The 22,785-nt window shown below is 67.5% G+C and carries 19 protein-coding genes; 14 read left to right on the plus strand and 5 right to left on the minus strand.

Features of this window, described 5'->3' with window-relative positions:
* Positions 1 to 261, plus strand: a complete 261-nt coding sequence (locus DF286_RS11380; protein ID WP_109271539.1) for a DUF1467 family protein — start codon at positions 1 to 3, stop codon at positions 259 to 261.
* Positions 262 to 500: 239 nt separating this feature from the next.
* Here the strand turns inward: DF286_RS11380 and DF286_RS11385 are convergent, their stop codons facing one another.
* On the minus strand, positions 501 to 2,807 hold the full coding sequence (locus DF286_RS11385) for a coiled-coil domain-containing protein (RefSeq protein ID WP_109271540.1): 2,307 nt from the start codon (positions 2,805 to 2,807) through the stop codon (positions 501 to 503).
* Between the two features lie 83 nt (positions 2,808 to 2,890).
* Between DF286_RS11385 and DF286_RS11390 the strand changes: the two genes are divergently transcribed.
* The 11 genes from DF286_RS11390 (at position 2,891) to DF286_RS11435 (ending at position 13,372) form a co-directional block, all read left to right on the plus strand.
* On the plus strand, positions 2,891 to 3,193 hold the full coding sequence (locus DF286_RS11390; protein ID WP_109271541.1) for an Hpt domain-containing protein: 303 nt from the start codon (positions 2,891 to 2,893) through the stop codon (positions 3,191 to 3,193).
* Positions 3,194 to 3,268: 75 nt separating this feature from the next.
* Complete coding sequence (locus DF286_RS11395) at positions 3,269 to 4,462, plus strand: hypothetical protein (RefSeq protein WP_109271542.1); 1,194 nt, start codon at positions 3,269 to 3,271, stop codon at positions 4,460 to 4,462.
* 35 nt (positions 4,463 to 4,497) lie between these two features.
* On the plus strand, positions 4,498 to 5,604 hold the full coding sequence (locus DF286_RS11400) for a DUF2336 domain-containing protein (protein WP_109271543.1): 1,107 nt from the start codon (positions 4,498 to 4,500) through the stop codon (positions 5,602 to 5,604).
* On the plus strand, positions 5,601 to 6,995 hold the full coding sequence (locus tag DF286_RS11405; protein WP_109271544.1) for a sensor histidine kinase: 1,395 nt from the start codon (positions 5,601 to 5,603) through the stop codon (positions 6,993 to 6,995). Before DF286_RS11400 ends, DF286_RS11405 begins: the two co-directional genes overlap by 4 nt.
* A 65-nt stretch (positions 6,996 to 7,060) precedes the next feature.
* Positions 7,061 to 7,735 carry an SRPBCC family protein gene (locus DF286_RS11410; protein WP_109271545.1) on the plus strand — a complete coding sequence of 225 codons (675 nt, stop codon included), beginning with the start codon at positions 7,061 to 7,063 and terminating at the stop codon, positions 7,733 to 7,735.
* Positions 7,736 to 7,746: 11 nt separating this feature from the next.
* Entirely contained in the window at positions 7,747 to 8,937 is a 1,191-nt protein-coding gene (locus DF286_RS11415) for a zinc-dependent alcohol dehydrogenase (RefSeq protein WP_109271546.1), read from the plus strand.
* A gap of 124 nt (positions 8,938 to 9,061) precedes the next feature.
* Positions 9,062 to 9,202 (plus strand): hypothetical protein, encoded by a 141-nt coding sequence (locus DF286_RS15170; protein WP_158274671.1) that lies wholly within the window; start codon positions 9,062 to 9,064, stop codon positions 9,200 to 9,202.
* Between the two features lie 94 nt (positions 9,203 to 9,296).
* Positions 9,297 to 10,349 carry a GlxA family transcriptional regulator gene (locus DF286_RS11420; protein WP_158274672.1) on the plus strand — a complete coding sequence of 351 codons (1,053 nt, stop codon included), beginning with the start codon at positions 9,297 to 9,299 and terminating at the stop codon, positions 10,347 to 10,349.
* A gap of 55 nt (positions 10,350 to 10,404) precedes the next feature.
* Positions 10,405 to 11,436: a cysteine synthase A gene (locus DF286_RS11425; protein WP_109271548.1), complete on the plus strand. Its 1,032-nt coding sequence runs from the start codon at positions 10,405 to 10,407 to the stop codon at positions 11,434 to 11,436.
* A 98-nt stretch (positions 11,437 to 11,534) separates the two neighbouring features.
* The gene (locus DF286_RS11430; protein ID WP_109271549.1) at positions 11,535 to 12,245 is read left to right on the plus strand and encodes a peroxiredoxin; all 711 of its coding nucleotides are present in this window, start codon (positions 11,535 to 11,537) and stop codon (positions 12,243 to 12,245) included.
* Between the two features lie 56 nt (positions 12,246 to 12,301).
* Positions 12,302 to 13,372 (plus strand): MBL fold metallo-hydrolase, encoded by a 1,071-nt coding sequence (locus DF286_RS11435; protein WP_109271550.1) that lies wholly within the window; start codon positions 12,302 to 12,304, stop codon positions 13,370 to 13,372.
* Here DF286_RS11435 and DF286_RS11440 read toward each other — a convergent pair.
* The 3 genes from DF286_RS11440 to gltX form a co-directional block, all read right to left on the minus strand.
* Positions 13,369 to 14,709, minus strand: coding sequence for an FAD/NAD(P)-binding protein (locus DF286_RS11440; RefSeq protein WP_158274673.1), 1,341 nt, complete (start codon positions 14,707 to 14,709; stop codon positions 13,369 to 13,371). The genes DF286_RS11435 and DF286_RS11440 overlap by 4 nt on opposite strands.
* A 125-nt stretch (positions 14,710 to 14,834) precedes the next feature.
* Positions 14,835 to 16,121, minus strand: a complete 1,287-nt coding sequence (locus DF286_RS11445) for a citrate synthase (RefSeq protein WP_109271552.1) — start codon at positions 16,119 to 16,121, stop codon at positions 14,835 to 14,837.
* Positions 16,122 to 16,123: 2 nt separating this feature from the next.
* A complete protein-coding gene (gltX, locus tag DF286_RS11450) occupies positions 16,124 to 17,560 on the minus strand; it encodes a glutamate--tRNA ligase (RefSeq protein ID WP_109271553.1) in 1,437 nt (478 codons plus the stop codon).
* Between the two features lie 130 nt (positions 17,561 to 17,690).
* Here gltX and DF286_RS11455 point away from each other — a divergent pair, with 130 nt between their 5' ends.
* Positions 17,691 to 19,832 carry a ComEC/Rec2 family competence protein gene (locus DF286_RS11455; protein ID WP_243444807.1) on the plus strand — a complete coding sequence of 714 codons (2,142 nt, stop codon included), beginning with the start codon at positions 17,691 to 17,693 and terminating at the stop codon, positions 19,830 to 19,832.
* Positions 19,833 to 19,868: 36 nt separating this feature from the next.
* Positions 19,869 to 21,728 carry a glycoside hydrolase family 15 protein gene (locus DF286_RS11460; protein ID WP_109271554.1) on the plus strand — a complete coding sequence of 620 codons (1,860 nt, stop codon included), beginning with the start codon at positions 19,869 to 19,871 and terminating at the stop codon, positions 21,726 to 21,728.
* Here the strand turns inward: DF286_RS11460 and DF286_RS11465 are convergent.
* Complete coding sequence (locus DF286_RS11465) at positions 21,700 to 22,713, minus strand: SDR family oxidoreductase (protein WP_109271555.1); 1,014 nt, start codon at positions 22,711 to 22,713, stop codon at positions 21,700 to 21,702. The genes DF286_RS11460 and DF286_RS11465 overlap by 29 nt on opposite strands.
* Positions 22,714 to 22,785 lie beyond the last annotated feature (72 nt).

Consider the following 22,785-nt stretch of genomic DNA (forward strand, 5'->3'; position numbering starts at 1 on the left):
ATGCAATGGGGCTCCATCGCCGCCGTCTATTTCCTGTTCCTGGTGCTGAGCTTCTTCGTCGTGCTGCCGTTCGGTGTCCGTACCAGCGAGGAGGAGGGACATGAGGTTCAACCCGGCCACGCCGACAGCGCGCCGCATCAATTCAGCTTCTGGCGGCCGCTGCTGCGCGCGGTGATCCTGTCGGTCATCCTCTTCGGCCTGTTCTACGCCAATTATGTCTATGGCTGGATCGGGATCGATGCCTTGGACTGGGCGCACTAATTCTCCTCCTCGGGGAGGGGCCGATGCCGAGCTTGGTGAGGGAATAGATCGCCGCGAGTTCCGCAGCGACCGACGTCGGAACAGCTGACGCCCCGTCGTCATCCCGGCGAAAGCCGGGATCCAAGAACACCGCTCTTTTCGGTGAAGGCGTAAATGCCGTCACCATTCCGACGATGATGGTGTTCGTGGGTCCCGGCTTTCGCCGGGATGACGTGCTTACCTTATCTCCCCGGGAGGACTTAGGTCCTGAAGCGCTCGATGGCCTGGGCGAGGGCGACGTAGAGCTTGCCCATGTCCGACGACAGGATCGTCACGCTCAGCGCCGAGCCGTCGGGGTCGACCAGCAGGCGCCGCAGCATCGCTTCGAAGTCGTGGATGTAGCGGTTGACCTGGTCGCGGAACTCGGGCTCGGCTTCATAATGCTGCGCGATCTCGCGCGCTTCGGTCGCGTCGAGCAGACGGACCGCCCGGCGGGTGAAGACACCGCGATCGCCCTTGAGATAGGCGGCCCAGGCACTGTCGGTGACCTCGTTGGACAATATCTTGGTGACGTCGATCGCCGTGGAGTTCAGCGATTCGATCAGCAGCGACACGCGGCGGGAAAGGGCCTCGCCCTCCTTCTCCTGCCGCTCGCGCCGAGCTTCGTCGATGCGGGCTTCGACCGCGGCGGCGCTCTCGCCGAGGGTCACCATCTGCCGCGTCAGCCGTTCCGAAGCCTGGCGCGCCGTCTCGACCGCCCGTTCGGCGACTTCGCCCAATTCGCCCATCTGCCGGCCGACCTCGTCGCCGATGGCCTCGCCGACGGCCTGGCGACTGGCTTCACCCAGCGCGGCCGCGCTTTCGGGAATGACGGCACTGATCGCCTCGCGCGCCTTCTCCGCCGCCTGGTTGGCGGTGTCGCGGACGCGGACCAGCGCGTCGACCAGCTCGCCGGTCGTCTCGCCGACGATCTTCGCGGCCGCCTCGTCAGCTTCGCCGACGGCCAAGGCGAGCGATTGTAGCCGCGCCTCGGCACTCGCGACGTCGTCATTGATGATGGCCAGCAGCGCCTCCAGCGCCTCGCGCTGCCGCGCGATGCTGTCCTCGGCATAGGTGAGCCTTGAGGCGGCATTGTCGGCCGTGGCCTCGATCGCGGCGATCTCCGGCACCATGGACGCCGCGGCATCGCGCGTGCGGCCGGCCTGGGCCTCGACCCGCGACAGGGCGGCGGGCAGCTGGCCGTCGAGCCGGTCGCCGATGGCCGCGAGCGAACGCGCCATTTCCTCGCTGCGATCGATCAGGGCGGCGGCGCGCTCGTGGCTGCCGCCCAACTCGGCGAACAGCTGCTGCACGCAGCTCCGCACCGTCTCGAACGACCCGGTCATCAGCGCGGCGCCGCTGCTGCCGGCTTCGGTCAGGCGAACGAAGCGCTGGTCGAGTTCGGTCAATTCCCGGGCGAGCGTGGTGACCAGCGTCTGGCTGGCCGCATCCTGGGCGGCGAGATGGCCGGCGAGCTCCTGCATCTTGTGGCCGATGCTGTCGAGCCGCTGCGCCACGCTGCGCGCCGCATCCTCGCCCGTCCGCTCGAACGCCGCGCGGCTCTGCTCGAGCAGCGCCAGCATCGCCTTGCCCTGCTCCTCGATGCCGGCTCGGGCTGCGTCCACGGATTCCGCGGCGCGCGCCATGGTGCCGTCGATCGCCGCCGCCATGCCGGCCGCCGCCTCGTCGATCCGCCCCGCCGCCGACGCGGTGTTGCTTTCGATCCGGGCGAGCTGGGCGGCGAGCCGCTGCGCCGATCCGCTCGCCACTTCGTCGGCCTCGCGTCCCCGCGCGATCAGGGCGGAGAGCTGGCTTTCGAGGCCGCCCGCCTGCTCCAGGGCGGCCATGCCGGTCGAGCGCATCGACTCGGCGAGGGATCGCGCCTGCTCCTCGGCGCGCGGCAGGTCCTGCAGCAGCACGCCGATATCGACTTTCGCCGCATTCGCCGCCGTCTCCAGCGCTTCGGCCTTGCGATCGAGGGTCGCGGTTTCCTTCGAGAGATAATGGGTCACCCGTCCCAACCGGTCCGACGCCTCGTCGCCCAGCTCCATCAGCTTTGCCGCCTCGCCGGCGAGCCGCGCCTGATTCTCTTCGAGTCGCCTGGCGACGATCTCCAGCACGGTCTCCAGGGCTTCGCTTTCGCTCCGCATGCGCACGACGGCACTGGCAAAGCGCTCTGTCTCGCGCCGCGAGGTGCGTCCGAAGGCGATCCACAAGGCGCAGAGGAGGACGAGCGGCGCGCTGCTGACGGCGATCCACTGCACGACCTCAGTCAGCGGGTAAGGGGCGCCCGACTGGACGAGCGACCAGGCGGAAACGCCGATCCACGCCAGCGCGAGCAGGGTAAGGCCGATGGGGAAGAGCCGGCCGGGGGAAGGTGTCTCGCCCGCCGGCTCGACGGGCTCGCCCGCCCATTCCATGCTCTCGGTGGTTTCGCTTTCCGGCTGCGGGCCATTCCACTGGCCCGGGTCGGTGTCGATGATGCCGTGCTCCGGCCGCGCCTCGGCGCGTTGTGCCCCCGTCGTCATGGCAGGACCTTATCATGTTTGGGGCGATGCGGAAGGGTAACCATGCAACCGGGCGTTAACGGCTGGCCGCTTAGATGGGGCGGATGGTCTATGATCCCGGAGCCCTCGACGCCTCGCTCGCCGCCGCGGTCGGCAGCGACGGCCAATTGATGGGCGAACTTCGCGCCGCCTTCGTCGAGAGTGCCGCCCGGCAGGTCGACCTCATGTGCCGCGCCCGCTGCGACGCCAATTGGGAGCTTGCCGCCTCGCGCCTGAAGAGCGTCGCCGCGAGCTTCGGCGCGCTGGGACTCATCGAACTGGCCGACGAAGCCCTGGCCGGGGCGCCCGGCGATCCGGTCGTCCTTCGAAAGCTCACGCAAGCCCTGGGCGATTTCAGCGCACCCTGAGCGGAAGCGCTTTGCAAGCGGCCGGGTGCCCGCTTATTCTTGTCCTTTCTTCATTCGGGGAGGGACTTCGGCCCTGTGACTCTGGCCGCTCTCATCTGCGCCTATCATGAAAGCAGCGAGCCCGGCGACGGGCTCCGCGCGACCTTGAAACTGGCCGGCCGCACCGTCGTCGAGCGCCAGGCGCGCCTCGCCGCGCTGGCGGGGGCGAAGCCGGTCGTGCTCGTCGTCGAGCGCCTGCCGCCGGAGCTCACCGCCGCCATCGACCGCATGCGCGTCGAGGGCATCGGAGTCGTCGTCGGCCGCAGCGCCTCCGAAGCGGCCGAAGCGATTCCGGCCGACGCCCGGCTGCTGCTGATGAGCGACGGGCTTGTCGTCGATGAAAGCCATATCGACCGCCTCCTCAAAGCCGAGGCCCCGGCGCTGCTGACCATGGCCGATCATCTCGGCGACGACCGTTTCGAACGGATCGACGCCGATTCTCGATGGGCGGGCCTGGCCTTGCTGGATGGAACCATATTCCGGCAGACGGCGGCGATGCTCCAGGATTGGGACCTGCAGTCGACCCTGCTCCGGCGGGCCGTGCAGGCGCACGCCCGGCAGATCGCCGTCAAGGAGACGGGCGAGGAGCATCTGCTGGTCGCCGAGCGCAATGCGGATCTCGAGGAAGCGGAAGCCCGGATCATCGAAAGCGTCGGCGCCGCGCGCGGAAGCTGGGCTTCGCGGCTCCTCGCGCCGATCGAGCGCGCTGCGACCGGCCTCCTCATGTCGGCGACCATCACGCCGGGCGCGATCTACTTCCTCGGCGCCGCGATGACGGGGCTCGGCGCCTATCTGTTCGCGCGCGACTGGATCTGGGCCGGCGCGCTGCTCCTGCTGCTGGCGACGCCGCTCGACGGTATCGCCGATCGGCTCGCGGCGCTCCGCCTGCTGCCGAGGCCCGGCCGCGTCTGGTGGCGTTTTCTCCTGCCGGTGCTGTCCGGCGTGGCGCTCGGCACGCTCAGCCTGTCGCTCAGTGAGACACGAGGATGGGGGTGTCTGGCCCTCGCGGCCACCGCTCTCGCTTTCCTCGTCGCGCTCGACCGGGAGGCGCGGGGGCGCGAGCTGCCGGGCCAGTCGGCGCTCGCCGAACGCAAGGGCATGACCTGGTTGATGCTGCCCTTCGGTCTGGCCGGATATTGGGCGATCGGCCTTGCCGCCCTGGCCGCCTATGCGGCCGGCTCCTTCTTCTGGGCGCAGCGGCACGTTCACGAGGCCGATCGGCAAGATTAGCGACAGTTTAACCTTGGCCGCGCTATGCGCAGGCGATGGCGGAGAGACGGTCCCAAGGGCAGGGCGGAGATGGCGATGCCGCGCGGCTGCTGCTGGCAGCGGCGCGCGAGCGCTTCTCCGTGGCCGCAACCGATCTCCTGCTGCCGTCTGAAGCCCGCCTCACCGAATGGCAGCGCCTCACCGCCGCCGCGCTGCTGATCCGCCTCGTCCGCACCATCGAAGACGCGCTCCGCGCTCGCCTCGCCGAGCATTTCGCCGACCATGACGGGCTACACGCCGCCTTCTCCTCCGCGCATGTCGCCATCGCCCAGCCCGTGCTGGAGCGAGCGCAGGTGCTGCGCGATGCGGAGCTCGGCACCGTTCTCGTCCGCCGCGTCGAGGAGCATCGCTTCTGGAAGGAGAATGCGCGCAGCGACGATGGGTCGGAGGAATATCTGCTCGACCTTGTCCGCGACCACGATGCGGGCATCGCTTCGGACGCCATGGCCCTGATGATCGCGAGGAGCCGCCGCTTCGACCAGTTCAACGAACCGGTGATGGGCGAGACGGAGCTGCCGGCCGAGATCCAGCACCGCCTGGTCTGGATGATCGCCGCCGCGCTGCGCCAATATATGGTCCAGCAGCACGGGCTCGCGTCCGGGCGCGCCGACGCCGCCATCGCGGCCGTCGCGGGCGAGCTCATCGCTTCCTATGACGAGGGGGCGAGCCTGGAGGCTTGCTCGGTGCGCCTGGCACGGCGCCTCGCCCGCGCCGGTCGCCTCGACGATGCGGTGCTTCAGCTCATTCTGGAGGACGGTCTGCTGCCGCTCTTCATCGCCGCCATCGGCGTGCGCGCCGGTCTCGATTATCCCGCCGCCTGGGAGGTGTTGTCGGACCCGCGCGGCAGAGGGCCCGCCCTCCTGCTTCGGGCCGCCGAGGTGGAGCGCGATCAGGCCGCAGGGATATTGCTCGTCCTCAACAGCCGGGGGCGCATGTTCTCCGGCGCCGAAGGCAATGCCGCGGCCCGGCAGCTCGACCTGTTCGAAGCCACCGACGAGGCCGCCGCGCGCGACGTGCTTCGCCTCTGGCAGGTCGATCCCGGCTATCGCGCCGCCGTGGCGCGCCTCTCGACCCGTGCCCGTTCCGTCGCGGAGGCCGCATGAGCGCGCAGCATCGCCCGGAAATGCCGCTTGTCGTCGGACGGGTCGATCGCGAAGGGCGGCTGGTGGCGGCCGATCCCGCGCTCGCCGGCCTGCACGCGCGGGCTGGAGGACGGGAAGGGGGCGCCCTCGCCATCCCGCAGGTCGCCTCGCTCGCCCGCCTGTCGCGCCGGCTTGGCATCGTCATTTCCCGCGCCGTCATCGCCGCTGATGGGGACCGCGACCTCGATCTTTGGGTGCGGGCGGAGCCGATCGAAGACGGCGTGACGCTCGCCATAGGCGGATGGACCGAACGCCCGGCCCGTGCCCCCGCCGACGTCGGCGAAGGCGAGCGCGAGGCCGATTTCCTCCGCGCCACGGCCGACTGGATGTGGGAGACCGACGAGGCGCTCCGCTTCACGAGCCTTACCGCGGCCGCCGCGGCGGCGATCGGCAAGACGCCCGCCGATCTCATCGGCAAGCAGCTTACCCGCCTGTTCCGTTTCCAGGAAGGCGAGGATGGCGCGCTTCCGATCCTTACCGCGCTTGCCGAAAAGCGCCGCTTCGACGACCAGTTTGCCGAGCTCCGCTCCGGCAGCCAGGCCCGATACCGGTTGAGCGGTGTGCCGTTGATCGACGGCGCCGGCCGTTTCGCGGGCTTTCGCGGCGCCGCGGCAAGCCTTCCCAAATGGCTGCCCTCGGCGCCCGCCAACGACGCCGCCCCGGCTCCGCCGCCGGTCAAGGAGTCTCCCGCTTTCGGGGAACGGCTCGACAAGGCGCTGCGCGACCCGCTCGACCATATCATCGCCGCCGCCGAGACGATCGGCGCGCAGCCCGATGGACCGCTCCGCCGCGACTATGCCGGCTATGCCGAAGACATTGCCGCCGCCGGGCGCCATCTTCTGGCGCTGGTCGACGATCTCGTGGATCTCCAGGCTATCGAAAGGCCGGATTTCGCGCCTGAAGCCGAACCCATCGACCTCGCCGATGTCGCTCGCCGGGCCGCGGGACTTCTCTCGGTCCGCGCCGGCGATTCAAACGTGACGATCGACCGACCGGCGGACGACGAGGCGCTGCCCGCCACCGGCGATTTCCGGCGCGCGCTCCAGATCGTCATGAACCTCCTCACCAACGCCCTTCGCTATTCGCCCGAAGGCGGGATGGTCTGGATACGCTGCGACCGCGAGGACGATCTCGCCGCCGTCGTCATCGCCGATCAGGGCAAGGGCATCGCCCCCGATGATCAGGCGCGCATCTTCGACAAGTTCGAGCGGGTCGACCCCACCGAGCCGGGCGGCACCGGCCTCGGCCTCTACATCGCGCGGCGCCTCGCGCGCTCGATGGGCGGCGACATTTCCGTCGACAGCGCGCCGGGGCAGGGCGCGCGCTTCACCTTCACTCTGCCGCTGCGGTAGGCGGAGGAACCTCGGCATCGGGCAAAGGTTACCCAGTCCATCCACGCGGCGGAGGAGAGGCCCGGATGGACATCAAGGAAAGGCGCGGTAACGGCGAGGGCGATGCGCTTCAGAGGGCACTGGTCGGCGCCACAGCGGTAGCCGCGGCGGCCGGCGCAGCCTTATTCATCGGCAGCAAATTGCGGTCGGGCCGCGGTGAGCCCTGGATCAGCGATGCCCCGCGCTCCACCCGACGCGGCCGCAATTCCCTGATCGGAAGAACGGTGACGATCGCAAAGCCGGCCCAGGAGATCTACGACTTCTGGCGCGATTTCTCCAACCTCGCCCAGGTGATGGAGAATGTCGAGCGGATCGACGTGATCGATCAGCGCCAGTCGCACTGGGTGGTGAAGGCGCCGGGCGGCTCAACGGTCGAATGGGATTCGGTCGTGACCGAGGATGAGCCCAGCCGCCTCATCGCCTGGGAGTCGACGAAAGGGTCAAACATTCGAAACTCCGGACGCGTCGAGTTTCTCGACGCGGCGCCGGGGCGCGGCACCATGGTGCGCCTCACCATGGTCTATGATCCGCCCGGCGGGACGGCAGGCCGGTTGGTCGCCAAGCTGCTCCAGCGCGAACCGGCCGAACAGGCGCGGCGGGATTTGCGGCGTCTGAAGCAGTTCCTCGAAACCGGCGAGATCACCAGCTCCACCAGCCCCTCCGGGCGCCGATCGGAGTCGCCCGCCAAGCAGTATATCTAGGAGAGAGATCCATGCGCGCGCTAACCTGGCAGGGCCGGCACGACGTCCGTGTCGAGACCGTCCCCGACCCTGAGATCGTCAATCCCCGCGACGCCATCATCAGGATCACCTCTACCGCCATCTGCGGCTCCGACCTTCATCTTTACGACGGCTATATCCCGACGATGCGGGCGGGCGACATTCTCGGCCACGAGAATATGGGCGAGGTGGTCGAAGTCGGCGCCAAGAGCCCGCTCAAGAAGGGCCAGCGCGTCGTCATCCCCTTCACCGTCTCCTGCGGCGACTGCTTCTTCTGCAAGAAGCAGCAATATTCCGCCTGCGACAACGCCAATCCCGCGACCACGTCCGACATGTCGGAGACCCTCTACGGCTATCCGATGGGCGCGGCGCTCGGCTACGCGCACCTCACCGGCGGCTATGCCGGCGGCCAGGCCGAATATCTGCGCGTCCCCTATTCGGATGTCGGCCCGATCGTCATCCCGGACGGGCTCGAGGACGACAAGGTCCTCTTCCTCTCCGACATCCTTCCCACCGGCTGGATGGCGGCGGAGAATGCCGAGATCGAGGAGGGCGATACAGTCGCCGTCTGGGGCTGCGGCCCGGTCGGCTTGTTCGCGATCCAGTCGGCGCTGATCATGGGCGCGCACAAGGTGATCGCCATCGATCATTACGCCGCGCGCCTGGATCTGGCGAAGCGGCTCGGCGCCGAGATACTCGACTATCGCGAAGTCGACGTCCGCGAAGCGCTGTTCGAGATGACCGGCGGCATCGGTCCGGACGCCTGCATCGACTGCGTCGGCATGGAAAGCCACGGTCTCGGCATCGACAATCTCGTCGACACGGCCAAGGCGCACACCTTCCTCGGCACCGATCGTCCCGCCGCGCTTCGCCAGGCGATCCTCGCCTGTCGCAAGGGAGGGCGCGTGTCCGTCCCCGGGGTTTACGGCGGCATGGCCGACAAATTCCCGATCGGCGCCTTCATGGAAAAGGGCCTGACGCTGAAAACCGGCCAGACCCACGTCCAGAAATATTCGCAAAAGCTGCTGGAGATGATCGGCGAGGACAAGATCGACACGACCTTCCTCATCTCCCACCACGCCAGCCTGGAGGAAGGGCCGTCGATGTACCGCCACTGGCACGACGATCAGGACGAATATACCAAGATCGTGCTGAAGCCTGGAATGGAGCGAGTGGCCGCCTGATGGCTATCGCGGCCGGTCCCCACTTTGGCACGAAACGAGGGTTGTCTGTCATTTCTGCCGGAGCCGCTCAGCATTAGATTCCTTCCATGGGCCGGACATCCAGCCGGCCGGAATGGAGGACCAGATGTTGTATCGGACCGGATTTCAGCAGCTTGCCTCGGGCACCTTCGCCTTGCTGCTCGCCATCGTCTTCGTCGGGGCCGCCGTCGCGCCGGCGGAAAGCGTCGAGGCCGCGTCGATCAGCCGCACCTGCCTCCTCGCCTGAGGGAGGTCGGCATGTCTTGTGAATGGCCGTTCCGCCGCTCGTCCGGCAGGGGTATGCTGGACGGGGGCGGGCGGCATCCGGATCGGAGGGTGCGATGAATGGCGAAGTGAAACGGGTCGGTGTCGTCCTGTTCGACGACACCGATCTGCTCGATTCCGTCGGACCGGTGCGCGTCTTCCACAGCGCGGCCTGCCAGCTTCAGCGGATCGGCGCGGCGAGCGAGCCGCTCTACGCGATCGATCTCCTGTCCCGCTTCGGCGGTATCGTCAAGAGCTCGATCGGCTTCGGGCTCGAAACCAAGCCGCTGCGGGAGCTCGACGTGGGGGATTACGACACCCTCCTCGTCTCCGGCGGCGGCGTCGATGACGCAAATTGCGACCCCGAGGTCGTCGCTTGGCTCCGGCGCAATCATGACAAGGTCAGGCGGCTGGGTTCCACCTGCACAGGCGCCTTCGTCCTCGCGGCTGCGGGGCTCCTCGACGGGCGACGCGCCGCCACCCACTGGGCCTATTGCGACCTGCTCCAGGCCAGCTTTCCCGAGATCGATGTCGATCGGGACTCCATCTTCGTCGAGGATCGCGGCTTGTGGACCTCGGCTGGCGTCACGTCGGGCATGGATATGGCGTTGGCGATGATCGAGGAGGATCACGGCCGCGATCTCGCCCTGCTCGTTGCCCGGATGATGGTGATCTTCCTGAAGCGGCCCGGCGGCCAGTCGCAGTTCAGCACGCCGCTGAAGAGCCAGTCGGTCGAAGGCCCGATGGCGCCGCTGCTCCACTGGATCGCCGAAAATCCCGCCGCGGACCTTCGCACCGCGATACTGTCCGAGCGCGCTCATATGAGCCTGCGCAACTTCTACCGCTCGTTCGAGGAAGCGACGGGCACGTCGCCGGCCGAATGGGTCGAGGAGGTGCGTATGCAGGTCGCCAAGCGCCTGCTGGAGCACACCGTCTATCATATCGATCAGATCGCCTTGAAGGCGGGCTTCATGACCTACGAGCGCATGCGCCGCGCTTTCGCCCGGCGCATGGGCGTCAGCCCCGCCGCCTATCGCGCCCGCTTCACCCGTCCGTCCCGATCGGCCGATCTCGCGCTGCTCGCCGGCGCCATCGGGACAAGCGAGCCGATCCTGCCGACCATGCAATAGCCGCCGGCCCCGCCGCTATGATATGGACGAGCGCCTTTAGAAGGAGGCGTGGGCGATGGACATTCGTGACGGCGTGCTGGAGGCGATCGGGAACACGCCCCTTATCCGCCTGAAGCGTGCGTCCGAGGCGACCGGCTGCGACATTCTCGGCAAGGCGGAGTTCCTGAACCCGGGCCAGTCGGTGAAGGATCGCGCGGCTCTTTTCATCATCCAGGACGCCCTGGCGCGCGGGGCGCTCAAGCCCGGCGGCGTGATCGTCGAAGGGACGGCGGGGAACACCGGCATCGGCCTCGCCATGGTGGCGAACGCGCTCGGCATGCGCACCGTCATCGTCATTCCCGAGACGCAAAGCCAGGAAAAGAAGGATACGCTCCGCGCAATGGGCGCCGAGCTGGTCGAGGTGCCCGCGGTCCCCTACGCCAACCCGAACAATTATGTGAAAGTGTCGGAGCGCATGGCCGCACGGATGGCGGAGACCGAACCGCAGGGCGCGGTCTGGGCCAACCAGTTCGACAATGTCGCCAACCGCCAGGCCCATGTCGAGACGACGGGGCCGGAGATCTGGGAGCAGACCGGCGGCCGCGTCGACGGCTTCATCTGCGCGGTGGGGACGGGCGGCACCCTGGCGGGCGTGGCGCAGGCTCTGCGCGAGCGGCGGCCGGACATCGTCATCGGCCTCGCCGACCCGATGGGCGCGGCGCTGTACAGCTATTACGCGACCGGCGTCCTCGAAAGCAGCGGCAACTCCATCACGGAGGGGATCGGGCAGGGGCGGATTACCCGCAACCTTGAGGGCCTGTCGGTCGACGTGCCCTTCCAGATCCCGGACGAGGAGGCGATACCCGCAGTCTTCGACCTGCTGGAGCATGAAGGGCTTTGCCTCGGCCCGTCGTCGGGCGTGAACGTCGCCGGCGCCATCCGGCTGGCGCGGCAGATGGGCCCGGGGCACACCATCGTCACCGTCCTTTGCGACTATGGCACGCGCTACCAGTCCCGGCTGTTCAACCCGGAGTTCCTGCGCTCCAAAGGGCTGCCCGTACCGCCCTGGATCGAGCGCGGACCCAGTGTCGAGCCGGCCTTCGTCTGAGGGTGTGGAGTGCCCGATTCCCGCGCCGGCTCGCCTGGCACGAATGGTTAACACATCGCGGATTTGCTATACGGGCGACTCCATCAAAGGAGGTCGACATGGCGCTTCGCATAGGTGATCCGGCTCCCGATTTCGTCGCCGACAGCACGCAGGGAAGGATCAATTTCCATGAGTGGATCGGCGATTCATGGGCGATGCTCTTCTCGCATCCGAAGGACTTCACGCCCATCTGCACGACCGAGCTTGGCTATCTCGCCAAGATGCAGCCGGAGTTCGAGCGGCGCAATTGCAAGATCATCGGCCTTTCGGTCGATCCCGTCGACGATCACCATCGCTGGCTGGCCGACATCACCCAGGTCACGGGCGCAACCGTGAACTATCCGATCATTGCCGATCACGACCTCGAGGTCGCCAAGCGCTACGACATGCTCCCCGCCGAGACGCCCGGCAGTGCCGAAGGACGGACGGCGGCCACCAACCAGACCGTCCGCACCGTTTTCCTGATCGGGCCGGACAAGCTCATCAAGGCGATGCTCGTCTACCCGATGAGCAGCGGCCGGAACTTCTTCGAAGTGCTGCGGCTGCTCGATTCCTGCCAACTGACGGCGGACTACAAGGTCGCGACTCCGGTCAACTGGTCGCAGGGCGAGGATGTGATCATCGTGCCGTCTGTTTCGGACGAGGAGGCGAAGGCGCTCTTCCCCGGCGGCTGGAAGGCGCTCACGTCCTATATGCGGCTTGTGCCGCAGCCGGGCGCATCGGACGTAACGCAGGAGGTGGAGCTTATAGAGAAGCCCGAGCGGGTATAAGGCAAGCGGAGCGCCCGTGCGGCGAGCGCTCCCTTCCACCAGGAGGCAGTGAGGGCATGATCTTCCACCAGATCGGAAATGGCGGTTGCCAGTCCTACCTGCTGGGCTGCCCCGACAAATGCACGGCCATCCTGATCGACCCGTCGCTGGCCCAGCTCGACCGTTATCGCGGCCTGCTGGCGCGGGAAGGCCTCACCCTTCGCTATGTCGTCGACACCCATACCCATGCCGATCATTTCTCGGCGGCGCGGCAGCTGAAGGAGGATTTCGGCGTCCCCGCCGTGATGCATCGGGAGAGCATGGCGCCCTACGCCGATCTCCGCCTCGACGACGGCGACATGCTGATCGTCGGCGACATCCGCCTGCAGGCGCTCCACACGCCCGGGCACACCAGCGATTCCCTGTGCCTGCTGGCCGGCGACCGGGTGTTCACGGGCGATACGCTGCATGTCGGCGGCACCGGCCGCACGGACCTTCCCACCGGCGATCCCGACGCCCTCTACGACAGCCTCTTCAACCGTCTCCTCACCCTCGATGCCGAGATTCATGTCTATCCCGGCCACGACTATTCGGGGCGACAGTCGAGCACGATCGGCCGCGAGATGGCCGAGAATCCGCGCCTTCAGAAGCGGGAACGCCAGGCCTTCATCGAGATGATGGATCGGCTGAACCTGTCAGCCCCCCAGCATATGACTGAAGCGCTGCGGACCAACATGGGCGGCGGCAAGACGGTCGACCAGTTGCTGGCCGAAGCGTCGGCCAGGGTGCCCTTCATGTCTCTGTCGGAGCTTCGCGCGCGCCTCGGCGAGCGCCGCAACGATTTCGTGATCCTCGACGTGCGGGAGCGCGCTTCCTACGACACCGCCCATATCCCCGGCGCCCGGAACCTGCCGCGTGGCCAATTGGAGCTCCGCGTCAACCACGACCTTCCCGATCCGACACTGCGCATCGTCACGGTCTGCGAATATGGCAAGGTCTCCACCTTGGCCGCGGCCACCCTGCGAGAGCTCGGCTTCCGCCGCGCCACGGCGCTGGATGGCGGCATGAAGGCCTGGCGCGAGCTGGACTACCCGGTGGAGGAGGGACATGGCTCGGCCTGGGTCGGCGAGCTGTCTCCAGAGATTTAAGAGGGTTCCGCCTCGAGGCAGGGCGCCGCGGCATCCGCGATCCGGGCTGTCAAAAGGCTGATCTGCTCTCGAATATCGGGCACGGCGACAATCTCCCAGAATCGTCCCCGGGTGATCGGCCCGATCGCGAAAACATTGTCATGGGGCGTCCCGTCGCCATCGGTGACACGGGAAAACGGATCGACATCGAGGCCGAGCCGCAGCCTGTCCGGCCGCGCCATGCCGCTGTCGATCATCTGGCGGAGCAGCGGGTCGGTCGTCGCGCCAATATCGGCAGCGAGGCCGGTGCAGTTGATGAGCGCCTCCACGCGTCTGTCGACGGACCGCCCGTCGCCCCGGTGCGCGATGCTGACATCGAGCGACGAACCGTCGTCATGTATATGAGCGATGCGGCCGGCGACGATTTCGAGGCTTCCTTTGAGGCTAAGATCGTCCAGCATCCCCGCCACGGCCGGCGCGATCCTGTGACGGTGCACGTCCCAATAGGGCCTCAGGTGGCGCAGGAAACGGCGCTGCTCCTCAATCGAAAAGCCTTGCCACAAGGCAGCACTGTGCGGTCGAAGGGCGTCGACGGCGGCGCGCCAGCCATGACTTTCCGCCCGGTTCCTGGTCTGCCGAAGGAGATCGCTCAACCGGGGCGCGGGCGCAGCCGCCAGTGGCGCGGGCGTGAACGCCTGATGCGCGAGCGGGGCCAGGCCCCGGCGCGACGTGGCGATGATGCGGCCGGCAAAACCCCTGGTCCTGAGCGACAGGCACATGTCGACCATGGTGAGGCCCGTGCCGAGCAGCATGACGTCGCCCTGCTTCTCGGCGATCTCTCGGAGCGCCTCTTGTCCATCTTCGCTCCAGGGATTTTCGACCAGGCGGCGGCTCTGGAGCGGAAAGGACGGGCGGTTGGTCGCGACGTTCCCGCTCGCCACTATTACGCAGTCGCAGTGAAGGTCGCTTCCGGAGGAAAGGGTGACCGTCAGTCCGCCGCTGTTCTTTTCGAGAGCGACGGCCTCATCGTGAAGGATCGTCAGCCGTTCGTCGGGCGACTGGGCCGCGAGCAGCTCGGCGAGGTAGCGGCCATATAGACGCCGCTCGGCATAGCTGTCCGCCGGCTGGCCCGTCGCACGCTCCAGCCAATCGGCGAAATGCGACGGTGCATCGGCGAAGGCGCTCATGTTCGCCGCCCGCACATTCAGAAGATGGGCGGGCTCCTGCGTCGAATAGGCGGCCCCGGCCGCAACCCGGTCGCGACGCTCGATCAGCGTCACACGGCAATGATTGTTTCGCAGCAGGTGAATCGCGGCCATCGTGCCGCTGAAGCCGCCGCCTATGACGGCGACGTGCACCAGGGATGGCAAGGGGCTACGCGGCCGCATCGCCTCAGGAAATAGGCGACGCAGTTCCAATGTCTACTAACAATGTAGATAAAGAAGCCGGCCGGGTCCGTTCCAACGCCCGGCCGATTTCGCGCTTACCGCCTGTCCACCGGCACATAATCCCGCTGGGTCGGGCCGGTGTAGAGCTGGCGGGGACGGCCGATCTTCTGGTCGGGATCGGAGATCATCTCGTTCCACTGCGCCACCCAGCCGACGGTGCGGGCGAGGGCGAAGAGGGCGGTGAACATCGAGGTCGGGAAGCCGATCGCCGAGAGGATCACGCCCGAATAGAAATCGACGTTCGGGTAGAGCTTCTTCTCGATGAAATATTCGTCGTTGAGGGCGATCTGCTCGAGCTCGCGGGCGACGTCGAAAATGGGGTCGTTGACGCCCATTTCCTTCAGCACCGCCTCCGCCGTCTTCTGCATCACCTTCGCGCGCGGATCGTAATTCTTGTAGACGCGATGGCCGAAGCCCATCAGGCGGAACGGATCGTCCTTGTCCTTGGCGCGGGCGATATATTCCGGGATCCGGTCGGGCGTGCCGATCTCGCGCAGCATGTTGAGCGCAGCCTCATTGGCGCCGCCATGGGCAGGGCCCCAGAGGCAGGCGATGCCGGCGGCGATGCAGGCAAAGGGATTGGCCCCCGAGGATCCGGCGAGGCGCACCGTCGAGGTCGACGCATTCTGCTCGTGATCGGCGTGGAGGATGAAGATCGTCCGCATCGCCTGCTCGACGACCGGGTTGACCTCGAACGGCTCGGCCGGAACGCCGAAGGTCATGCGCAGGAAATTGCCCGAATAGCCGAGGCTGTTGTCGGGATACATGAAGGGCTGGCCGACCGAATATTTATACGCCATCGCCGCGATGGTCGGCATCTTGGCGATCAGCCGGTGGCTCGCGATCATCCGCTGGTCGGGATCGGTGATGTCGGTGGAATCGTGATAGAAAGCCGACAGAGCCCCCACCACGCCGCACATGATCGCCATCGGATGGGCGTCGCGCCGAAAGCCGCGATAGAACTGGATGAGCTGCTCGTGCAGCATGGTGTGGCGCGAAATGGTGTAGGTGAACTGGTCGAGCTCTTTCCGCTTCGGCAGCTCGCCGCGCAGGAGAAGATAGGCGACCTCCATGAAGGTCGAATGCTCTGCCAGCTGGTCGATCGGATAGCCGCGATGGAGCAGGACGCCTTTGTCGCCGTCGATGTAGGTCAGCTTGGATTCGCAGCTGGCCGTCGAGGTGAAGCCGGGATCGAAGGTGAAGGCGCCGGTCTGGCCGTAGAGCTTGCGGATGTCGATGACGTCGGGACCTACCGACCCTGACAGCACGTCATAGTCGTGGCTCTTGTCGTGGACGGTGAGGCTGGCCTTGCTGTCCGCCATGCTTATTGCTCCTTGTTCGTCATCTTGTCCGCTATGCGCGCCAGGCTTTCGTCTCGGCCCAGCAGCACCAGCACGTCGAAAATTCCCGGCGAGGTCGCCCGCCCGGTGAGCGCCGCGCGAAGCGGCTGCGCCACCTGACCAAGCTTCACGCCGGCCGCCTCGGATACTCCCCTCACGGCCCGCTCCGTCGCCTCGGCCGTCCAATCCGGAAGCGCGGCGAGGGCCGCATGGACGAGGGCGAGCAGGTCCGGTGCCTGTCCCTCTAGCAACGCCGCGGCGCGTTCGTCCACGTCCAGAGGAACGGTTTTGAAAAGAAAGGCAGCGCCGTCGGCCAATTCGTTGAGATTCTTGGCGCGGGGCTTCAGCCCTTCCATCGCTTCGGCGAGGAGGGCCAGCTCGTCATCGCTGACCTCCCGCCCGAGCGCTTCCGCCAGTCTCGGCGCTGCCAGCCCCGCCAGGCGGCCATTCGCCGCTTCGCGGATATAGTGGCCGTTCAAATTCTCCAGCTTCTTCAAATCGAAGCGGGATGGGGAGCGGCCGACATGGTCGAGATCGAACCATTTGATCGCGTCTTCGCGGGAGATGATCTCCTCGTCGCCATGCCCCCAGCCGAGGCGCAGCAGATAGTTGGACAGCGCCTCCGGGAGCATGCCGAGCTCGTCGCGGTAGCTCTCGACGCCGGTGGCGCCGTGCCGCTTCGACATCTTGGCGCCGTCCTGGCCGTGGATCAGCGGCACATGGGCATAGATCGGCTCCGGCCAGCCCATGGCGCGGATGATGCCGAGCTGCCGGAAGGCGTTGTTCAAATGGTCGTCGCCGCGGATGACGTGGGTGACGCCCATGTCGTGATCGTCGACGACGACCGCGAGCATGTAGGTCGGCGTTCCATCCGAGCGGAGCAGGATGAAATCGTCGATCTCGCTGTTCTGCACGGCGACCCGGCCCTGCACCCGGTCCTCGATCACCGTCTCGCCCTCCCGCGGCGCCTTCAGGCGAATGACGAAGGGCGCATCCGGCGTCGGCGCATCGGCCGAACAATCGCGCCAGACGCTGTTCACCTTGAACGGCCGCCGCTCGGCCTGAGCTTTGGCCCGCTGGTCGGCAAGCTCTTCCTGGGTCATGTAGCAGCGATAGGCCTGCCCGCGCGCCAGCAGCTCCTGCGCCACTTCGGCGTGCCGGGCGGCGAATTGGGACTGGTAATATTCATGCCCGTGCCAATCGAGGCCGAGCCACTTCATGCCGTCGAGGATGGCGTCGATCGCCGCCTGGGTGGAGCGGGCCTGGTCGGTATCCTCGATCCTCAACAGGAACTTCCCGCCGTGATGGCGGGCGAATAGCCAGTTGAACAGGGCGGTGCGGGCGCCGCCGATATGCAGGAAGCCGGTCGGCGAAGGCGCGAAACGGGTTATGACCGGGCGGGATTCGGTGGTTGCGCTCAAGCGCCAATTCTCCAAGGATGCCGGCTATGCCGGCGGATGACAGGGGCGCCCGTAGCATAGCGGATGGGCCGCGACAAACGCGGCAATCCGTGCCCCTGCGTCATCCCGGCGAATGCCGGGACCCAAGACCATGAACGCCGAGGAAATAGGCGCTGAGGCCGGTGTTCCTGGATCCCGGATCAAGTTCGGGATGACGGTGCTCTTCTCGCGTCTTTCCGGCCGGCTCGAAGCCCGTTTCGACGCCGAACGCGACCAGCTGCCGCTGTGGCTGCCGGTCGGCTTCGGTCTGGGCGTCGCGGCCTGGTTCGCGCTCTCCGACGCCTATGCCTGGACGGCGTTCCTGCTCGCGGCCGGAGCGCTCCTGTTCGGAGCCCTTGGCCGCGCCGGCACCCGCTGGGGCAAGGCGCTCGCCATTTTCGCCTTCGCCGCCGCGCTCGGATGCGGCCATATCTGGTGGAAGGCGGAACGGATCGCGGCGCCGGTGCTCGATCATCCCCGAATGGCGGAATTCACCGGAACGATCGAGCGCTTCCAGCGCCTGCCGGCTCGAGACTCGGTGCGGCTGGTCGTCCGGTCCGCCGACACCGGCCTGCCGCCCCGGCTGCGTGTCAATGTCGACGCGGAGGATGCGGTTCCGGCTCTCCAGCCGGGCGCCACCGTCCGCATCCGCGCCTGGATGATGCCGCCGCCGCCGATGGCCGTGCCGGGCGCCTATGACTTCGCGCGCTACGCCTGGTTCAGCCGCATCGGCGGCACCGGCCGCGCCAGCGAGGTCGAGGTGATCGCTCCCGCAGGAGAACCGGGCTGGCGCGCGATGATCGCCGGGTGGCGCCAGTCGCTGGCGGACCATGTCCAGTCGCGGCTGTCGGGCGGCGAGGGCGGCATCGCCACGGCGCTCGCCACCGGCGACCAGGGCGCCATCTCTGAGGTGGATGCCGAGGCGATGCGCCGCTCCGGCCTGGCCCACCTCCTGTCGGTGAGCGGGCTTCACCTGACGGCGGTGGTCGGCGCGGTGATGCTGCTGACGCTGAAGCTGCTGGCGCTGAGCCCCATGCTCGCCCTCCGCTTCCGCCTCACCGTCGTGGCGGCGGGCGCGGGAGCGCTGGCGGGCATCGCCTATACCATAGTCACCGGCGCCGAGGTGCCCACCGTCCGCGCCTGCGTCGCCGCGATCCTCGTGCTGATCGGCGTGGCGCTCGGGCGCGAGGCCATCACTCTGCGTCTGGTCGCGGTCGGCGCCCTCATCGTGCTTCTCTTCTGGCCCGAGTCCCTCGCCGGCGCGAGTTTCCAGCTGAGCTTCGCGGCCATCACCGCCATCGTCGCCCTGCACGAGCATCCCAGGATCAAGGCGCTGCTCACCCGCCGGGACGAAGGCCTGGCGCAGAAGGTCGGCCGCTTCCTCCTCGCCCTCATCCTCACCGGCCTCGCCGTCGAGATCGCACTGGCGCCCATCGCGCTCTATCATTTCCACAAGGCGGGCTTCTACGGCGCGCTCGCCAATGTCGTCGCCATTCCGCTCACCACTTTCATCATCATGCCGCTCGAGGCGTTGGCGCTGCTGTTCGACCTTGTCGCCCTCGGCGCGCCCTTCTGGTGGCTGACCGGCCAGACCCTTTCCCTGCTGCTCGGCCTCGCGCACGCCGTTGCCGAGACGCCGGGGGCGGTGGCGCTGCTCCCGACCATGCCGATGCCCGCCTTCGCGCTGATGGTCGGGGGCGGGCTCTGGATCTGCCTCTGGAAGACGAAATGGCGCCGCTGGGGCCTCCTTCCCGTGGCGGCCGGAGCATTCTGGGCCCTCGGAACCCCCGCGCCCGACCTGGTCGTCACCGGCGACGGCCAACATCTCGCCCTCCGCACCGATCGCGGCGGCTTCGCCCTGCTCCGCACCCGCGCCGGGGATTATGTTCGCGACATGCTTTCAGAGACGTCGGGCTACGAGGGCGAACTTGCCGCCATCGAGGATTTGCCGACCGCCGCCTGCAGCGCCGACCTGTGCGCCGCCCATTTCACGCGCGACGGTCGCACCTGGCGGCTGCTGGCGACCCGCAGCCGCCGCTATGTCGACTATGAGCCGCTGGAACGCGCCTGCGCCGCGGCCGATATCGTCGTCAGCGATCGCAGCTTGCCGCGCACCTGCCTCCCCCGCTGGCTCAAAGCCGACCGCACATTGCTGGAGCGCACCGGCGGCCTTGCCATCACGCTGGGCGACCGGCCTCGCGTCGTCACGGTCCGCGACCGGGTAGGGCGCCATCCCTGGATGCGCTTCGACTGAGCGGAACCGCGCCATGCAGGCCGACGTTCGCGCAGGATGGCGGAGGACAAGCCGACATTCTGGACCGGCGGCCATGGTCGCCGGCGCATCGAGGATTACGGCCTCATCGGCGACAGCGAGACGGCGGCGCTGGTCAGCCGCACCGGCTCGATCGACTGGCTGTGCTGGCCGCGCTTCGACTCCGAAGCTTGCCTCGCCGCCTTGCTCGGCGACGAGGGCAACGGCTTCTGGCGCATTGCGCCCTGCGGCGAGATCCGCGGGACCCGCCGGCGCTATCGCGGCAACACGCTGATCCTTGAGACCTTGTTCGAGACGGATGAAGGCAAGGTCCTCCTGATCGACCTGATGCCCTTGAGAGGCCGCAATTCCGATATCGTTCGCGTGCTCGTCGGCCGGGAGGGGCGGGTGACGATCCGCTCGGTGCTCGACCTGCGCTTCGAATATGGCAAGCTCCGCCCGCTCATCCGGCGGGTCGAGGATGGCGAGATCTCAGCGATCGCCGGGCCGCACGGCATCGTCCTCAGGAGCGACCGGGAGCTCAGTGTCGAGGAAACCGCCATCGTCGGCGAATGCACGGTCGAGGAGGGCGATCGCGTCAATTTCGTGCTCACCTATTTCCCGTCGCACACCGACGTGCCGGAGCCGGTCGATGTCGCCGCGGCCGTGAAGGAGACGGAGGCCTTCTGGCAGGATTGGGCCGGACGGTGCACCTATAAGGGCCCCTATCGCGACGCGGTCGTGCGCTCGCTCGTCACGCTCAAGGCCCTCACCTATCGTCCCACGGGAGGAACGGTCGCCGCCGCAACGGCCTCGCTCCCCGAGTCCATGGGCGGGGAACGCAACTGGGATTATCGCTATTGCTGGCTGCGCGACGCCGCCTTCATGCTGCTCGCCTTCGTCCACGGCGGTTACCGGGAGGAAGCCGCGGCGTGGCGCGACTGGCTGATTCGCGCAGGAGCGGGCGAACCCGGCGACGCCAAGCCGCTCTACGCCCTCGACGGCGATCAAGGCATTCTCGAACGGCCGGCCCCCTGGCTCAAGGGCTTCAACGGGTCGCAGCCGGTGCGGTTCGGCAACGCGGCGCACGACCAACTCCAGCTCGACGTCTTCGGGGAGGTGATCGACTCTCTTCATCTAGCCCGCGGCCGCGGTCTTGAAGCCGATGGATATGAATGGGATCTCCAGCGCAAGCTTCTGGAGGCGCTTGAGAAATGCTGGCAAGGTCCGGACGCCGGAATCTGGGAAGTCCGCTCCAACCCACAGAATTTCATTCATTCGAAGGTGCTCGCCTGGGCGGCGTTCGACCGGGGCGTGCGGAGCTTCGAGGGGCATTGCGAGCACGGCGTGCTGGAACGCTGGGCCCGCGTGCGCGACGAAATACGCGACCAGGTGCTCGCCAGGGGCTTCGATAGGGAGAGGAACAGCTTCGTCCGCTCCTATGAATCGCGCGAACTGGACGCGAGCACGCTGCTGCTGCCGATCGTCGGCTTCATCGATGCCAACGATCCACGCGCGATCGGGACTACGCGCGCGATCGAAACGGAGCTGATGAAGGACGGGCTCGTCCAGCGCTACGATACCAGTCGCTCACCGGATGGTTTGCCGCCCGGCGAGGGAAGCTTCCTGGCCTGCAGCTTCTGGCTGGTCGACAATTATCACCTGCAGGGCCGGCGCGATGACGCCCATGCGCTGTTCGAGAGATTGCTGGGCCTTGCGAACGATCTGGGGCTGCTCTCCGAGCAATATAATGCCGCCAAGGGTTTCATGCTCGGCAACTTCCCCCAAGCGTTGTCGCACCTCGCGCTGGTGAACAGCGCCTATAATCTTTCGGAAGCAAAGGGCCCTGCCGAGGAGCGGCTGAGCAAGGCTAGCCCTCGTCCCGCCGGGCCAGCATGAAGCCCAGCCCGGCGCCCGCCGCGACCGCCGCGACCGCCCCCGCGACCGCGCCGCGATTGCGGTTGAGCCACATCTGCGTGCTGGTCGCATGGGCGACGTCGTCGAACCGGCCATGGGCGGCGAAGTCGCCGGGCACCGGCTCGAAGAGATTGTCTTTCCGGCCGGGCGACACCGGCGCAGGGGCGGATTGCCCGTCCACGCCGGTTTCGGCCAGATACTCGTCGAGCAGGGCAGAGGCGGCTTCATCGCCGAGGATCGCCTCGAGCGTGGTCGATCCGACCCAGACTTCCTTGCGGTTGGCGTGGGCCGCGAAATGGATGGCGCGCGCGGCGACCTCGGGCTGATAGATCTTGCCGACCGGCCTCGGCTTCTTGCCCATATGGGTCCGCGCCCACTCGAATTGCGGCGTGTTGAGCGCCGGCAGCTGGACCATGCACATCCTGACCTGGCTGCCGCGGTAGTCGAGCTCCGGACGGACGGAATCGAGGAAGCCCTGAACGGCGTGTTTGGCGCCGCAATAGGCCGACTGGAGCGGAATCCCGCGATAGGCGAGGGCGGAGCCGACCAGCACGATCATGCCGCTGTCGCGCGGCAGCATCCGTTTCAGCGCGGCCCGCGTGCCGTGGACCTGGCCCATATAGGTGACTTCGGTGACGCGCCGATATTCCTCCGGCGTCATCTCCATGAAGGGCGAGAAGATGCCGGCGAAAGCGTTGTTGATCCAGATATCGATCGGCCCCAGCTCGCGCTCGATCCGTTCCGCCGCCGCCTCCACGGCGTCGCAGTCGGTCACGTCGACCGAGATGCCGAGTGCCCGCCCGCCCATCGCCTCCACTTCGGCGCAGGCAGCATCGATCCGCTCTTTCCCTCGCGCCAGGACTACGACGTCAGCGCCGGCCTTGGCGAACTCGCGCACGGTCGCCCGCCCAACCCCGGCCGAGCCACCCGTCACCACCACTATTTCCCCCTGCTTATGCTCGGGCATGATGCTTTATCCCTGGTGCATGTCGTTGCACGAACGGGACGAGGGGCCAGCAAGTTCCGTGACGGCGGCTTA

The organism is Sphingosinicella humi (assembly GCF_003129465.1).
GTDB classification, from domain to species: Bacteria; Pseudomonadota; Alphaproteobacteria; order Sphingomonadales; family Sphingomonadaceae; genus Allosphingosinicella; species Allosphingosinicella humi.